This is a genomic window from Salinisphaera aquimarina (assembly GCF_042643355.1).
Classification (GTDB): Bacteria; Pseudomonadota; Gammaproteobacteria; order Nevskiales; family Salinisphaeraceae; genus Salinisphaera; species Salinisphaera aquimarina.
On sequence record NZ_JBHRSS010000006.1, the window covers coordinates 253541 to 268823 of the forward strand.

The following is a 15283-nucleotide window of genomic DNA, read 5'->3' on the forward strand; positions in this document are numbered from 1 at the left end:
ATCATGGATATTCGCAAACTCAAGAAGCTGATCGAGCTGGTCGAAGACTCGGGTATCGCCGAGCTCGAAATCACCGAAGGCGAGGAGTCGGTACGCATCGGCCGCTATCCCGCGCCGGGCAGCGTCGCCGCCATGCCGCAGCAGCCCCAGCAGGCCGCGCCCCCGGCACCCGCCCCTGCCGAGAGCGCGCCCGCGCCGGCCGAAGCCAAGGACGACACGCCGGACGGCCAGATCGTGCGCTCGCCGATGGTGGGCACGTTCTACCGCGCGCCGTCGCCGGATGCCAAGGCATTCGTGGAAGTCGGTGACAAGGTCGGACCCAGCGATACGCTGTGCATCATCGAAGCCATGAAGATGCTCAACCAGATCGAGGCCGAAGTCTCCGGCGAAGTGACCGCCGTGCTGGTCGAGAATGGCCAGCCGGTCGAATTCGATCAGCCACTTTTCGTGGTGAAGTGATGTTGGGCAAGGTACTGATCGCCAATCGCGGCGAAATCGCACTGCGTATCCTGCGCGCCTGTCGGGAACTCGATATCCCGGTCGTGGCCGCCTACTCGACCGCAGACCGTGAACAAAAGCACGTGCTGCTCGCCGAGGAGGCCGTGTGCATCGGCCCGGCGGACAGCAGCAAGAGCTATCTCAACATGGCGGCGCTGATGAGCACCGCCGAAGTGGCCGGGGCCACCGCCATCCATCCCGGCTACGGATTTCTGTCCGAGAACGCCGATTTCGCCGAGAGCGTGGAACAGTCCGGCTTCGTGTTCATCGGCCCGAAGGCGGAGACGATTCGCCTCATGGGCGACAAGACCTCGGCGATCCAGGAAATGCTCGAGGCCGGTGTGCCCTGCGTACCCGGCTCGGGCGCGCCGCTGACCGCCGACGATACCGCCAACCGCAAGCTGGCTCAGAAAATCGGTTTCCCGGTCATCATCAAGGCGTCCGGCGGCGGCGGCGGGCGCGGCATGCACGTGGTCTATGAAGCCAAGGCGCTGGCCGGCGCCATCGACATGGCCCGGCGCGAGGCCGCGAGCTTTTTCGGCAACCCGGCCGTCTACATGGAGAAGTATCTCGAACTGCCGCGGCATATCGAGGTCCAGGTGCTGGCCGACACTCACGGCAATGCGATTCACCTGGGCGAGCGCGACTGCTCGCCGCAGCGTCGCCATCAGAAGGTGATCGAGGAGGCCCCGGCCCCCGGCATCACCGAGGAGCAGCGCGCCCACATCGGCAAGCTGTGCACCGATGCCTGCAAGCGCATCGGCTATCGCGGCGCCGGCACCTTCGAGTTCCTGTACGAGAACGGCGAATTCCATTTCATCGAAATGAATACGCGTATCCAGGTCGAGCACCCGGTCACCGAAATGATCACCGGTGTCGATCTGGTCGCCGAACAGCTGCGCATCGCCGCGGGCCACGAACTGCGCTACAAGCAGGAAGATATCGTGATACGCGGACATGCGATCGAATGCCGCGTCAACGCCGAACACCCCGAGACCTTCGTGCCGTCGCCGGGCAAGATCACGGCCTACCACGCCCCGGGCGGGCCCGGGATCCGCATGGATTCGCATATCTATGCCGGCTATAGCGTGCCGCCCTACTACGATTCCCTGGTCGGCAAACTCATCGCCCACGGCGACACCCGCGATGCGGCCCGCGCGCGGCTGGACATGGCGCTATCGGAAATGGTGATCGAGGGCATCAACACCAATATCGAACTGCACAAGCGCATCATCCACGACCCGGCCCATATCGAAGGCGGGGTGTCGATCCATTTCCTTGAGAAGAAGCTGCGCGAAGAAAATGCCCGCGGCTGACGCTCAATCGCCGATCAGCTGGCTGCAGATCACGGTCACCAGTGCGCGCGCCGCGCTCGCCGAGGCGGTGTTCGAGCAGTTCGATGCCGAAGCGGTCACCGTGCTCGACGTCGGCAGTGAAATGGCGGTCGAGAATGCGCCCCACGAGCATCCGGACTTCGAAGCCTCGCGCATCGTGGGCCTGTTCCGCCAGGGCACGTCCGCGGCGCCGATCGAATCGGCACTGCGCGACGCGCTCGGCGACGCCGCCGAGATTGCGGTCGCCACCCTGGAGAACGAGGACTGGGCCAGCGCCTGGCTGGCCCAGCACCCGCCGCTACGCTTCGGACAGCGCCTGTGGATTGCGCCGCACAACGCGCCGGTCGATGCCGATGACGACGCCATCGTGGTTCGACTCGACCCGGGGCTGGCCTTTGGCACCGGCACCCATCCGACCACCGCGCTGTGCCTCGAATGGCTGGCGGCGGCCGATCTGACCGGCCGCCATGTGCTCGACTACGGCTGCGGGTCGGGTATTCTGTCGATCGCCGCGGCGCGTCTGGGCGCGGCTTCGGTCACCGCCGTGGATATCGACGATCAGGCCCTGCGCGCGACCCGCGAGAACGCCCAGCGCAATGGCGTCGACACGATTGTTTTCACGCCGGCGATGGACGCCATCACGGCGCAGACATTCGATATCGTGATCGCCAACATCCTCGCCAAACCCCTGATCGCACTCGCGCCCACCCTGAGCGCACACGCCGCGGCGGATGCGCCGCTGGTGCTGTCGGGCCTGCTGAGTCGCCAGATCGATGCCGTGAAAAACGCCTATGTGCGCACTTTCGACTTCGGTCCGGGGGCCAGCCAGGATGACTGGATCCGCCTGGACGCCCGACGGCAGTCCGTCTGAGGACAGGCTGACCAAAAGTCGTCTTTCTCTCGGCGGCGAATATCGTTATAGTTTCCGGCTCCTCGTTCCCACGCGCGCCTCCGGTACGAATGACGCAGATCGATCCCGACGCCGACGCCCAGCCGCTCAGTCATTATGTCGGGGCCAGTCTCGATCGCTATTTCGACTCACTCAACGGCTGCGCGCCGCCCTGCGATCTTTACCGCATGGTGCTCGAACAGGTCGAGAAACCGCTGCTCGAACGGGTGCTCGACTACAGCCGCGGCAACCAGTCCAAGGCCGCGGCCATGCTCGGCATCAACCGCGGCACGCTGCGCAAGAAACTGCGCTGCTATGACCTGGACGGCTGACCGCCGCCCCAACAGACGATTCCTACCACCCGCGCCGCGGGTGTTTTTATTTCAACCGGAAGCATCGACGCCGTGAACACTCCTGCCCCGATCCGCCGCGCCCTGATCAGCGTCTCAGACAAGACCGGCGTAGCCGACTTCGCCCGCACGCTGGCACAGGATCATGAGGTAGAGATCCTGTCCACCGGAGGCACGGCACGGGCGCTGCGCGACGCCGGCGTGGCGGTCATCGATGTGGCCGAACATACCGGCGCGCCGGAGATCATGGACGGGCGCGTCAAGACCCTGCATCCGAAGATCCACGGCGGCATTCTCGGCCGGCGCGGCACCGACGACGCGGTGATGGCCGAACAGGGCATCGCACCGATCGATCTCGTGGTGGTCAATCTCTACCCCTTCGAGCAGACCGTCGCGCAACCCGATTGCAGCCGTGAGCAGGCGATCGAGACCATCGATATCGGGGGCCCGGCCATGCTGCGCGCGGCCGCCAAGAACCACGCCCATGTGACCCTGGTCGTGGACAGCGCGGACTACGCGGCGGTGCTCGCGGACCTGGCCGCCCACGACAATGCGACCACCGAGGCCACGCGCCGACGTCTTGCCGCCAAGGGTTTTGCCCATACCGCGGCCTACGACCGCGCGATCGCCGACTACCTGAGCGCCGAGACTGTCGAACCCGCGCCATCCGACGAACTGCCGGCTCGGTTGGTGCCGGCCTTTCACAAGCGCCAGTCGCTGCGCTACGGCGAGAATCCGCATCAGCGCGCGGCCCTGTATGCCAGCGCACAGCCGGTCGCCGGCAGCCTCGTCGATGCCCGGGTCTGTCAGGGCAAGGAGCTGTCCTACAACAACCTCGCCGATGCCGACGCGGCGCTGGCCTGCGTGCGCGCATTTGACCAGGCACCGGCCTGTGTGATCGTCAAGCACGCCAATCCCTGCGGCGTCGCGGTCGCGCCCGATCTCAAAAGCGCGTATCAACGGGCGTTCGCCACTGACACGACATCGGCGTTTGGCGGCATCCTCGCGTTCAATCAGACCCTGGACGCCGCCACTGCCGAGCAGATCGTGGCCAACCAGTTCGCGGAAGTGATCCTGGCCCCGTATATCGACGACGCGGCACTCGCCGTGTTCGCCAAAAAGAAGAATCTGCGCGTGATCACCACCGGTGACACGGCCCGTCAGAGCGCTCCTGTCCTGACCATGAAACAGATCGCCGGCGGCCTGCTGGTGCAGGAAGACGACGACCTACTCATCGACAACGACAAGCTGCAGGTCGTCACCCAGGCTACCCCGGACGGCACCCAGCTGCAGGATCTGATGTTTGCCTGGCGGGTGGCCAAGTTCGTGAAGTCGAATGCCATCGTCTATGCCCGCGCCGGTGCCACCATCGGCATCGGCGCCGGTCAGATGAGCCGGGTCGACTCCGCCCGTATCGCCGGACTCAAGGCCAACGATGCCGGTCTGGAAGTGGCCGGCTCGGTGATGGCATCCGACGCATTCTTCCCGTTCCGGGACGGTCTCGATGCGGCGGCGAAAGCCGGCATACGGGCAGTGATTCAGCCCGGCGGCTCGATTCGTGACGACGAGGTGATCGCCGCCGCGGATGAAGCGGGCATTGCCATGCTATTCACCGGCCTGCGGCATTTTCGGCACTGACAGGAGTGGCCGGCCCGAGCGTTGTCAGCGCCGGGAAGCTGATTATCGGGGCAGCGCGTTTTTTGAATCCCGCCTGAATTCGTGGTACAAATTTCCCAATCGATTATTAAACGATCGGTTAGTCACGATATAAAGAGCGGCTTTCATAAGGTCGCCTGCTCAGGAGATAACACGATGCGCCACCCCATCACCGCCGCGTCCGCGGCGGCCCTGCTGCTTGTCGGCAGCATGCCCGTATACGCAGGCCTGCTGGGCGACTTGCTCGACAAGGCCACCCCGCAGGAACAAGACAGCGCCGAAGCCGCGCCGACCACCGACAGCAGCGCCGATACGGGCGTGCTGGGCGGTCTGGTCGATGGTCTGACCCAGAAGCCGCAAAGCGATTCGGAGGCCGCCGCCACCCGTGACGGCGAGGATCCGACTCGGGTCGGCACGTTCAGCACGCCCTTCGCCGAACCCACCATCGTGGTCGACGGCAAGGCCGTGGCCACCGATGAACGCTGTCTGCCGAACGCCGAAGGCTCGTTGAACTGCAAGCCCGCGGCCGGCACGCTCGCGGTGCTCGGTGGCGGTCGTTTCCTGTATCTGAACGCGCTGGAAGGCACCGAGAACGTGGAGCTGTCGATTGTCGCCGAGTTCGGTGAGGTATCGGTCAACGATCAGTCGCGCGTGCTCACCCTGGGTGACGGCGACACACCCTCCTGGGCGAAACCCACCCCGAATGACGCCGGCGCGAACCCGGACGGCAACGACAGCACCACGCTGGCCGGCGCCCTGCCCGGCATTCCCGACGGCGCGCTCGATACCGCCGACAACACCGCCAAGAACGATGGCGCGCTGTTCTGCGCCGACGTCGTATTCCTGGCCGACGGCAGCGTCATGGCCGTGGGCGGCACCGACTACTACACCGAGCCGGGTGTCGATGGCCTGCCGGTCGGCGTGGTCGAACTCGAGGGCCTGAAGAACTCGCGCATCTTCAACCCCGACGACAACACCTGGACCCAGAGCGGCGACATGAACTATGGCCGCTGGTATCCCTCGCTGGTCACGCTCGCCGACGGCGATGTATTCGTGGCCAGTGGCGTGACCAAGCTGCTCAAGCCGGTTTATCCCGAGAATCCGCTGAATTCGGGGCGTAACGTCACCCAGACCGAAACCTACGATCTGGATACCGGCACCTGGACCGACAACGGCACCGCCGCCGAACGTTCGCTGCCGCTGTTCCCGCGTATGCACCTGCTGCCCAACGGTCAGGTCTACTACAACGCCGGCGGTCAGGCCTTCAACCCCTTCGGTCAGGCCTATGATCAGGCGCTGTGGAACATCATCGGCGCCTATGACCCGCAGACCCAGACATGGACCGATCTCGGCTACGCCGGCCTGCCGCTGGAGTTCAACCAGCTCGGTCTGAGTGCGTTGAGCACCACCCTCAACCCCACCAACGTCAATCCGGAACAGACCCAGCGCCTGCTCGGCGATCTGGTCGGCCAGACGCTGACCAACCCCACCGGCGCAATCGAAGGTCTGCTGGATACGCCGGTCGATGGCCGCGCACTGGAGCGCACGATCGGTTCCGGCATGCGTGGTTCGACGTTCTCGGCCATGCTGCCGCTGCGTCCGGACGCCAACGGCGGCTACCACGACGCCCAGTTCCTGACCGCGGGCGGCGTACCGACCTACGTGACGGTGGGCAGCCCCGGTGGCTATCTGCCGATCTCGTCCTCGCGTATCGACACGGTCACGGTCAACGGCGATGACATGGAATATTCATCGCGCCTGACCGCGCCGCTCAACGAGCCGCGCTGGTACAGCTATTCCGTGGTCATGCCGGATGACGGCGTCATGATCTTCTCCGGCGGCAATCGCGACGGCGTAGTCGTGCCCGGCCTGGAAGGCGCCTATCGCCAGTCCGAGCGCTTCGACCCGAAGACCGAGACCTGGCAGCTGATGGCCACGGCGCACCGCAAGCGCACGTACCACAACATGGCCGCCCTGATGCCGGACGGCCGCATCATCATCGGCGGTCATTCGCCGATCAACACGGCCTATGCCTCGAACATCAACTTCGACAGCCTGGGCCTGGCGGACTACCAGAGCCGCGACCCATCCTTCGAAATCTACACGCCGCCCTACGCCATGCGTGACGATCGCCCGGCGATCCAGAGCGCGCCGACCGAGCTGTCGACCGACGGTGGCACCTTCACGGTCAGCGTGAACCGTGGCGACGTCGACGAAGCCATGCTCATCCGTCGCACCGCGACCACCCATCTCGTCGACGGCGACCAGCGTGCGGTCGTACTGCCGATCACGTCGCGCAGCGGCAACACGTTGACGCTGCAGATGACCGACAATCCGGCGGTTCTGCCCCCGGGCCAGTACATGCTGTTCGTCAGCTACGAGGCCCAGGACGGCATGCGTCTGCCGTCGGTTTCCGCTCCGGTCACCATTCTGCGTAACAGCGCCAATGAGGAAGCCATCGAGCAGCCCGAGCCGGCCGTGGTCGAGAACACGCCTCAGGCCACGACGGTGGGCGGTCTGCTCAGGGGCGACCTGAGTGCCGATCAACTCCAACAGTTGAACTCGGGCGTATCGCCACTGCTGCCGGTCACCGACCTGCTCTCCGGCGTGACCAGCGTCATCCCCGGCCCCAGCACCCTTATCGAGGGCGCACCGGAAACAGCCGCCGAGCTCGGCGGTGCCGGCCAGCGTGGCGGCTCGATCCTCGGCGACACGGTGACCAGCCTGCCGGGTGCGGCAACTGGCCTGCTGCAGGACCTGGGTAGCGCCGCGCAGCAGGGCGACACGACGACATCTGACGAATGATGTCGTGGGTTAGCCCTACAAGCCGGCTCGCGTTTGCGAGCCGGCTTTTTCTCGCCTGCATGCTTGTCGCAAGCCCAGGCCTTGTTCATGCCCACGGCGGCGATGAGGACGGCGAAGCCGAGGTCCGCGCGGTGCTCGACCCGTTGCCGGCCGCGCTGGCCGGCATTCACGTTCAGTTGCGTCGAACACTGGCGCCGCAGTTGCTGGTGGCCAACACCGGCGACCGACTGCTGGTGATCGAGGACGAAAACGGCCGCGATTTTCTGCGTATCGGCAAAGGCCGGGTCGACGGCGATCTGGGCAACGCCGCTTTTCATCGCACCAATACACTCATGGCGCCCGGCGCGTTTTCGGCCGACGCCTCACAGGCGCCAAACTGGCAGACCGTCGAGGACAGCCCGAACTGGGGCTGGTTCGATCTGCGCCTGCGCACGGACGCTGTCGCGGTACCCCATGCGGTCGTCGACAAGGGCGAGAAAGCCCGCGTCAGCCAGTGGTCGATCCCGGTGCGCTATGGCGACACCGAAAGCGCGATCAGCGGCCACTTCGAGTTCGTACCGCCGGCGCGCGGCATTATCGAAGCACGGGTCACCGACGCCGGGGCACTATCGGCCAGCGCCGTTGTCCGCGCCATGAGCGGCAGCGCCCGCCCCGGCATGTTCGTGTCCTATCGCGGCAAGGAGCCACTGGTGGTGATGGGGACCGAGGGCGAAGCGTTTCTGCGCTTTTCCGACGCCGGTGTCGATGCCAACCGGGCCAGCCCGACCTGGGCCAGCGTACGCCCCTCGGGCACGCCCGAGGCGGTCGCACCGAGCGATGCACCGCAATGGGCGAACCTGTCGGCCAGCGCGACCTACGGCTGGATCGAGCCCCGGGCCGCCTATGCCGGCACCCCGCCGGACGCGGACGAGCAAAGCGTGGTCAAGCGCTGGCAGATCCCGATCCAGGTCGGCGATCGGAAGGGTGCCATCCAGGGCGTTACCGAGTGGCAGCCGGTCACGCCCCTCGCCAAGTCAGGCCATTGAGATACGGGCACGGGTGACCCCGTGCCCTTTCTTCCAGAGCGTCAATACGCCCTACCCGGCGCTCAGCAGCGTGACCACGACCTCGCGCCTGTGTGTGGCGCTGCGATGCTCATAGAGATAGATCCCTTGCCAGGTGCCCAGATTGAGCGCGCCGTCGGTTATGGGCACGCTCAGATCCATACCGGTGAGAATGCTGCGGATATGACCGGGCATGTCATCGGGGCCTTCCATATCGTGCTCGAACATCGGATCGCCGTCGACGACGGTCTTGGCCATCCAGCGTTCGACGTCCGCGCGCACGCTCGGATCGGCGTTTTCGCAGATCATCAGCGAAGCGGAGGTATGACGGATGAACACATGGCACACGCCGGTGTTCACCCCCTTGTCGCGCACCACACGCTGCACATCGGCGGTGATATCGCGCGTCGAGCGCCCCGGCGTGTCGAAAGTCAGCGTTTCCTGCATCGATAACTCGAAAGCGGTTCGTGGATGATGGCCCCGAGTCTAACGCGGGTGGCGATCCACTACAGCGCGTCGAGCTTGGCGACCAGCCGCTGATTGACGTCCTTGGGGTTGGCCTTGCCCTTCGATGCCTTCATGACCTGGCCCACGAGGAAACCCACGATCTTGGTCTTGCCTTCCTTGTACTGGGCCACCTGGTCCGGATTGCTGGCAATGACGTCATCCACGAACGCCTCGATCGCGCCGGTATCGGTGATCTGTTTCAAGCCCCGCGCCTCGATCACGGCATCCGCACTATCGCCTTCGCCGGCGAACAGGGCCTCGAACACGTCCTTGCCGATCTTGCCGGAGATGGTGTTGTCGTTGATGCGCGCGATCAGTCCACCGAGCTGGGCCGCACTCACCGGCGACTGCGCGATCGACAGACCCTCGCGATTGAGCGCACCGGACAGCTCGCCGGTGATCCAGTTCACCGCCGGCTTGCCGACACTTCTGGCGTCACCGGGGCAGGCCGCGACCGTGGCTTCGAAATAATCAGCCGTTGCGCGCGAGACCGTCAGGCTTGCCGCGTCCTGTGCGGAAAGCGCGTATTCGTCCTCGAAGCGAGCCCGCTTGGCATCGGGCAGTTCGGGCAGATCGGCACGGGCGGCGTCGATGAAGGCCTGATCGATCGCTACCGGCAGCAGATCCGGATCGGGGAAATAACGGTAGTCGTGCGCCTCTTCCTTGCTGCGCATGCTGCGCGTCTCGTCGGCATCCGGATCGTAGAGGCGGGTTTCCTGCACGATCGTGCCACCGGATTCGAGCACATCGATCTGGCGTTCGACTTCGAATTCGATCGCTTTTTCCAGAAACCGGAACGAGTTGACGTTCTTGGTCTCGGTACGGGTGCCGAACTCGGCCTGCCCGCGCGGGCGCACGGATACATTGGCGTCGACGCGAAACGAGCCTTCCTGCATGTTGCCGTCGCAGATCCCCAGATACTGCACCAGTGCGTGCAGCTTGCGGGCGTAGGCCACCGCTTCCGCGGCGCTGGTCATCTCGGGTTCGGACACGCATTCCACCAGCGGCGTGCCGGCGCGATTGAGATCGATACCGGTTTCGCGATCGAACGCCTCGTGCAACGACTTGCCGGCATCTTCCTCGAGATGCGCGCGGGTGATGCCGACCCGTTTTTCCACGCCGTCAGCAGTGACGATATCCAGATGTCCACCGGCCACGATCGGCAGCTCGAACTGACTGATCTGATAGCCCTTGGGCAGATCCGGATAGAAATAATGCTTGCGCGCGAACACCGACTTCGGCGCGATATCGGCGTCGATGGCGAGCCCGAACATCGTCGCCATGCGAATGACGTTGGCATTGATCACCGGCAATACGCCCGGCAAGGCCACGTCGACCGCGCTGGCCTGGGTATTGGGCTCGGCGCCGTAGGCGGTCGGGGCCGACGAGAATATCTTGCTGCGCGTGGCGAGCTGGATATGCACTTCCAGCCCGATCACGGTTTCCCACTGTGTGGCCATTATTCGAACCCCGCCGGACGCTGCGTGTGCCAGTCGGTCGCCTGCTGGAAGGCATGCGCCGCATTGAGCAGCCGCCCCTCCTCGAACCAGGGGGCAAGCAGCTGCAGCCCGACCGGCAGGCCGTCGACGAAGCCCGCGGGCACCGACATGCCGGGAATACCGGCCAGGCTCGCCGGCAGCGTGTAGACATCGTTGAGATACATCGAGACCGGGTCGTCGACCATTTCGCCGAGGCGGAACGCCGGTGCCTGGGTCACGGGGGCCGCGATCAGATCCACGTCCGTGAATGCGGCGTGAAAATCATTGGCGATCAGTCGGCGTGTCTTCTGCGCCTTCAGGTAATAGGCGTCGTAATAGCCGGCCGAGAGCACATAGGCGCCGATCATGATCCGGCGCTGAACCTCGCGGCCGAAGCCCTCGCCGCGCGAGCGCGTGTACAGATCCTCGAGATCGACCGGATTGGCGCAGCGATAGCCATAGCGCACGCCGTCGAAGCGGGCCAGATTCGAGGACGCCTCGGCGGGCGCGAGCACATAATACGTGGACAGCGCCAGTTCCGTATGCGGCAGCTCGATATCGACGACGACGGCGCCACGCTGCTCGAGTTGCGCAATCGCGGTCTCGAGCACCCGGCGGCTTTCGTCCTGGAGACCTTCGGCAAAATATTCCTTCGGCAGGCCGATCCGCAGGCCGGCGATATCGCCGGTCAGCGCCGCGGCATAGTCCGGCACGTCGCGCTCCACGCTGGTGGAGTCGCGCGCGTCGAAGCCCGCCATGGCCTGCAGCACCTGGGCACAATCCTCGGCCGATCGGGCAATACAGCCGCCCTGGTCGAGGCTGGAGGCGAAGGCGATCATGCCGTAGCGCGACACGCGGCCGTAGGTCGGCTTGATGCCGGTCACGCCGCACAGCGCCGCCGGCTGGCGAATCGAGCCGCCGGTATCGGTACCGGTCGCGGCCGGCGCCAGGCCGGCCGCGACCGCCGCCGCCGAGCCGCCGGAAGAACCACCCGGCACACAGGCATTGTTCCACGGGTTCTTCACCGGGCCGTAGAAGCTGTTTTCGTTCGACGAGCCCATGGCGAACTCGTCCATATTGGCTTTGCCGAGGGTGACCGTGCCGGCGCGGTCCAGACGCTCGACCGCATCGGCATCATAGGGCGCGACGAAGTTGTCCAACATGCGCGACCCACAGCTCGTGCGAACGCCCTGGGTACAGAAGATATCCTTGTGGAGGATCGGCAGGCCCGCCAGCGTGCCGGATCCTTGCTTGTCGACGGCCGCCGCCTGTTCGCGTGCGCGCTCTTCGCAGACGCTGATCAGGCTGTTGAGCGCGCCGTCGTGGTCGCCGATACGGCCCAGAAAATGCTCGGTCAGCTCGGCGGCGCTCACGCTGGCGTCCGCGCGTCGAGCCAGCAACTCTCGCACGCTCAGGCGATGGAAATCGTGGCGCGGGCTCATTCGATCACCTTCGGCACGAGATAGACGCCATCGCGCGTGGCCGGCGCAATCGCCTGAAACGCGGCGCGCGAATCCTCGGTCACCGGTTCGTCGGCGCGCAGGCGGGCGCTCAGATCCAGCGGATGCGCCATCGGCTCGACGGCGTCGGTGTCGACGCGTTCGAGTGCGGCGAACACATCGACAATATTGGACAGCTCGCCGACATATTCGGCGATCTGGTCTTCATCAAGGCCCAGACGCGCCAGCCGGGCGACGTTGCGGACCTGTTCGGTGGTCAGACTCACGGGCTTGGCCTTCTACTCGACTGCATATGAAAACTGCGCGCATCCGGCGCACTAAACCGGCAAAACTAGCACAAGTCGCGCATAGTTGAAGCCTGGCGTTGCCGTAGCCAATCCGCGTTGCTAGCATTGCGCCACTTTATTGCGACGCGGCATCGTCCGTGCCGCTCACTTGCGCGTCGTCGACGCGTCTATTTCTGCGCTACGGTGTGGCTAAATGCTGGACAACTTTCGCGGCCTGTTCGTCAACGATCTGTCGATCGACCTGGGTACGGCCAACACTCTAATCTACGCCCGCGACCACGGTATTGTCCTCAACGAGCCGTCCGTGGTCGCCGTTCGCACCGATGCGCGGGGTGGCAAGCGCATCGAGGCCGTGGGTCAGGACGCCAAGCGCATGCTCGGGCGCACGCCCAGCCATATCACCACCATTCGTCCGCTCAAGGACGGCGTGATTGCAGACTTCACGGTCACCGAGAAGATGCTGCAGCATTTCATCCGCAAGGTGCACAAGAAGCGTTTCCTGCGCCCGATGACGCGGGTACTGGTCTGCGTGCCCTACGGCTCGACCCAGGTCGAGCGGCGCGCGATTCGCGAGTCGGCGTCCAATGCCGGCGCGCGCCGTGTCTATCTGGTCGAGGAGCCGGTGGCCGCGGCCATCGGTGCCGGTATTCCGATCGGCGAGGCGCGCGGTTCCATGGTGCTCGATATCGGCGGCGGCACCTCGGAAGTGGCGGTGATCTCGCTCAACGGCATCGTCTATGCCGAATCCGTGCGCACCGGCGGCGACAAGTTCGACGAGGCGATCGTCAATTACGTGCGGCGCCAGTACAACATGCTCATCGGCGAAGCCACGGCCGAGTCGATCAAGCACAAGATCGGCACCGCCTTCCCGGGCCACGAGGTCAAGGAAATCGAGGTCGTCGGCCGGCATCTGTCGGCGGGCGTGCCGCGTGCGTTCACGCTCAACTCCAACGAAGTGCTGGATGCCCTGCAGGAACCGTTGTCGAACATCACCAGCGCGGTCAAGCTCGCCCTCGAGTCCACCCCGCCGGAACTGGGTTCGGACGTGGCCGAGCGCGGCATCGTGCTCACCGGCGGCGGCGCGCTACTGGCCGATCTGGACAAGCTGATCAGCGAGGAGACCGGCCTGCCGGTGATCGTCGCCGACGATCCGTTGACCTGCGTGGCGCGTGGCGGCGGCATCCTGCTGGAGATGATCGACCGCAAGACGGGACAGCTGTTCGCGCTCGAGTAGCGCGCCGGCACGGTTGCGCAACGGTCAATGCGCAGCCTACTCTTTGATTCTTGAACCCTTGCTGCCGCGGTCCCGCCGACCGGGCCACGAGTTGTGAGTATGCACGCGTGCAACGCCAACGACCTGAGCGCGAACGCGAGAAACGAGATGCGGTGCATCACTTGATCGACAAACAAGCCAACGGCCGAATCGAGGAGTCGCACGCGAACGGGCGAGTCAGCCGTTTCGCGCCCGCCGGGCATCGCACGCGGCACGCTTTCCTCGACCGCAGGATTTAAGTGCGCGGACTTGCCGACGACGACAAGCCGACGCTGCTGACCCGCCGCGTCTCACCGGGCATCAAGATCGTGATCATCATCATCGTCTCTATCGTGCTGATGATGGTCGATCATGCCCACGACAGCCTGGCGCCGGTGCGCAGTACCCTCGCGGTCGCCATGCAGCCGGTGCAGATGGCCGCCGAGATGCCCCGCGAGATCGCGCAATACCTGGGCCGTTATTTCAACCGCGGCCAACTGATCTCCGAGAACGACACGCTGTCACAGAAAGTGCTGCTGTTGCAGGCACGATTGCAGCGGCTGGCGTCCCTGGAAGCCGAGAACGAGCGCATCCGGGCGTTGCTTGCCTCCGCGAGCCAACTGGATCAGAACGTGCTGATCGCACGCATTCTCTCGGTCACGCCCGATCCCTATCGCCACTACGTCAAGCTCAACAAGGGCTCGGCGGACGGTGTATTCGTCGGCCAGGCCCTGGTCGACGCCAACGGCATCATGGGCCAGGTGACCGATATCACTCCGCTGGACGCCCGCGCCATCCTGATCACCGACGCCAACCACGGTATTCCGGTGGAGATCAATCGCACCGGTTTGCAGACCATTGCCCAGGGGACCGGCAAATCGGATGAACTGCGGCTGCCGTTCCTGGCCAACAATTCGGATATAAAAGTCGGCGATCTTCTGGTTTCGTCGGGGCTGGGCGGGCGTTATCCCACCGGCTATCCGGTGGCCAAGATCACCCGCGTCAACCACCAGCCAGGCGATGAATTCCTTGATGTGGTGGCCAACCCGACGGCCCATCTCAACCGCGGCCGCGAAGTGCTGCTGGTGTGGACCCGCGATACCTCGACCGCACCGACCGATACGTCGCAGGATCCGACCGAAATATCGGACGCGCGGGACACGGGCACTTCCGGGGCCGGTACGCCGCCGCAATGATCATCAACCACCATGTGAGTGGTCTGTTGATCGTGTTCACGCTCGGCGTCGGCCTGATTCTCACCCTGCTGCCGGCGCCGGACGTCATCTCGGCGGCCCGCCCGGCCTTCTTCCCGGCCACGGTATTGTTCTGGGTGCTGATGCAGCCGTTGCGCTTCGGGCTTGTGGCGGCCTGGGGCTGCGGCATCCTGATCGACGTCATCTACGGCACGCCGTTCGCGGAGCACGGCCTGGCTTTGGCCGTGGCCGCCTACCCCCTGATCAAGATGCGCGAACTGCTCTGGACTTTTCCGCTGTGGCAGCAGGCACTGCTGCTCGCGCCGATCTTTGCGGTCTACGAATTCGTGCTGTTCTGGGTGGACGGCGTGGCCGGCGCCGAGGTGGATCAATGGTGGCGCTGGCTGCCGGTGCTCAGCACGGTGGTCATCTGGCCGTTCTGGGCCTTTCTTCTGGAACGGATTGCCGAATTCGAGGTCGGATAAGCAGGTCCTTGATTTTCAAGGACGCGGGGGCGTATTGCGTCAACCG

Annotated in this window: 14 protein-coding genes; 10 read left to right on the forward strand and 4 right to left on the reverse strand. The window is 65.1% G+C overall.

The window, feature by feature from the left end; genetic code table 11:
* The first annotated feature begins 3 nt into the window (after nucleotides 1-3).
* The 7 genes from accB (at nucleotide 4) to ACFOSU_RS13815 (ending at nucleotide 8557) form a co-directional block, all read left to right on the forward strand.
* Nucleotides 4-459: an acetyl-CoA carboxylase biotin carboxyl carrier protein gene (gene accB, locus ACFOSU_RS13785; RefSeq protein ID WP_380690508.1), complete on the forward strand. Its 456-nt coding sequence runs from the start codon at nucleotides 4-6 to the stop codon at nucleotides 457-459.
* The gene (gene accC / locus ACFOSU_RS13790) at nucleotides 459-1814 is read left to right on the forward strand and encodes an acetyl-CoA carboxylase biotin carboxylase subunit (RefSeq protein ID WP_380690509.1); all 1356 of its coding nucleotides are present in this window, start codon (nucleotides 459-461) and stop codon (nucleotides 1812-1814) included. The genes accB and accC overlap by 1 nt, the downstream gene beginning before the upstream one ends.
* On the forward strand, nucleotides 1801-2703 hold the full coding sequence (prmA, locus tag ACFOSU_RS13795; RefSeq protein ID WP_380690510.1) for a 50S ribosomal protein L11 methyltransferase: 903 nt from the start codon (nucleotides 1801-1803) through the stop codon (nucleotides 2701-2703). The genes accC and prmA overlap by 14 nt, the downstream gene beginning before the upstream one ends.
* Before the next feature lie 89 nt (nucleotides 2704-2792).
* Nucleotides 2793-3053, forward strand: coding sequence for a DNA-binding transcriptional regulator Fis (fis, locus tag ACFOSU_RS13800; protein ID WP_380690511.1), 261 nt, complete (start codon nucleotides 2793-2795; stop codon nucleotides 3051-3053).
* A 72-nt stretch (nucleotides 3054-3125) separates the two neighbouring features.
* Nucleotides 3126-4709, forward strand: coding sequence for a bifunctional phosphoribosylaminoimidazolecarboxamide formyltransferase/IMP cyclohydrolase (gene purH / locus ACFOSU_RS13805; protein ID WP_380690512.1), 1584 nt, complete (start codon nucleotides 3126-3128; stop codon nucleotides 4707-4709).
* Between the two features lie 174 nt (nucleotides 4710-4883).
* Entirely contained in the window at nucleotides 4884-7532 is a 2649-nt protein-coding gene (locus tag ACFOSU_RS13810; protein WP_380690513.1) for a galactose oxidase-like domain-containing protein, read from the forward strand.
* A 59-nt stretch (nucleotides 7533-7591) separates the two neighbouring features.
* Nucleotides 7592-8557, forward strand: a complete 966-nt coding sequence (locus tag ACFOSU_RS13815) for a hypothetical protein (RefSeq protein ID WP_380690514.1) — start codon at nucleotides 7592-7594, stop codon at nucleotides 8555-8557.
* A gap of 51 nt (nucleotides 8558-8608) precedes the next feature.
* Here the strand turns inward: ACFOSU_RS13815 and ACFOSU_RS13820 are convergent, their stop codons facing one another.
* From ACFOSU_RS13820 to gatC, 4 genes are read right to left on the reverse strand one after another with little or no spacing between them, the layout of a single operon-like run.
* Nucleotides 8609-9022, reverse strand: coding sequence for a secondary thiamine-phosphate synthase enzyme YjbQ (locus ACFOSU_RS13820; protein WP_380690515.1), 414 nt, complete (start codon nucleotides 9020-9022; stop codon nucleotides 8609-8611).
* A gap of 59 nt (nucleotides 9023-9081) precedes the next feature.
* Nucleotides 9082-10542, reverse strand: coding sequence for an Asp-tRNA(Asn)/Glu-tRNA(Gln) amidotransferase subunit GatB (gatB, locus tag ACFOSU_RS13825; RefSeq protein ID WP_380690516.1), 1461 nt, complete (start codon nucleotides 10540-10542; stop codon nucleotides 9082-9084).
* Complete coding sequence (gene gatA / locus ACFOSU_RS13830; RefSeq protein ID WP_380690517.1) at nucleotides 10542-12002, reverse strand: Asp-tRNA(Asn)/Glu-tRNA(Gln) amidotransferase subunit GatA; 1461 nt, start codon at nucleotides 12000-12002, stop codon at nucleotides 10542-10544. The genes gatB and gatA overlap by 1 nt, the downstream gene beginning before the upstream one ends.
* Entirely contained in the window at nucleotides 11999-12286 is a 288-nt protein-coding gene (gene gatC, locus ACFOSU_RS13835) for an Asp-tRNA(Asn)/Glu-tRNA(Gln) amidotransferase subunit GatC (RefSeq protein ID WP_380690518.1), read from the reverse strand. Before gatC ends, gatA begins: the two co-directional genes overlap by 4 nt.
* Nucleotides 12287-12500: 214 nt before the next feature.
* Here gatC and ACFOSU_RS13840 point away from each other — a divergent pair, with 214 nt between their 5' ends.
* From ACFOSU_RS13840 to mreD, 3 genes are all read left to right on the forward strand, one after another.
* The gene (locus tag ACFOSU_RS13840; protein WP_380690519.1) at nucleotides 12501-13541 is read left to right on the forward strand and encodes a rod shape-determining protein; all 1041 of its coding nucleotides are present in this window, start codon (nucleotides 12501-12503) and stop codon (nucleotides 13539-13541) included.
* Between the two features lie 278 nt (nucleotides 13542-13819).
* Nucleotides 13820-14755: a rod shape-determining protein MreC gene (gene mreC / locus ACFOSU_RS13845; protein ID WP_380690520.1), complete on the forward strand. Its 936-nt coding sequence runs from the start codon at nucleotides 13820-13822 to the stop codon at nucleotides 14753-14755.
* Nucleotides 14752-15237 (forward strand): rod shape-determining protein MreD, encoded by a 486-nt coding sequence (gene mreD / locus ACFOSU_RS13850; protein WP_380690521.1) that lies wholly within the window; start codon nucleotides 14752-14754, stop codon nucleotides 15235-15237. The genes mreC and mreD overlap by 4 nt, the downstream gene beginning before the upstream one ends.
* The last annotated feature ends 46 nt before the right edge of the window (nucleotides 15238-15283 follow it).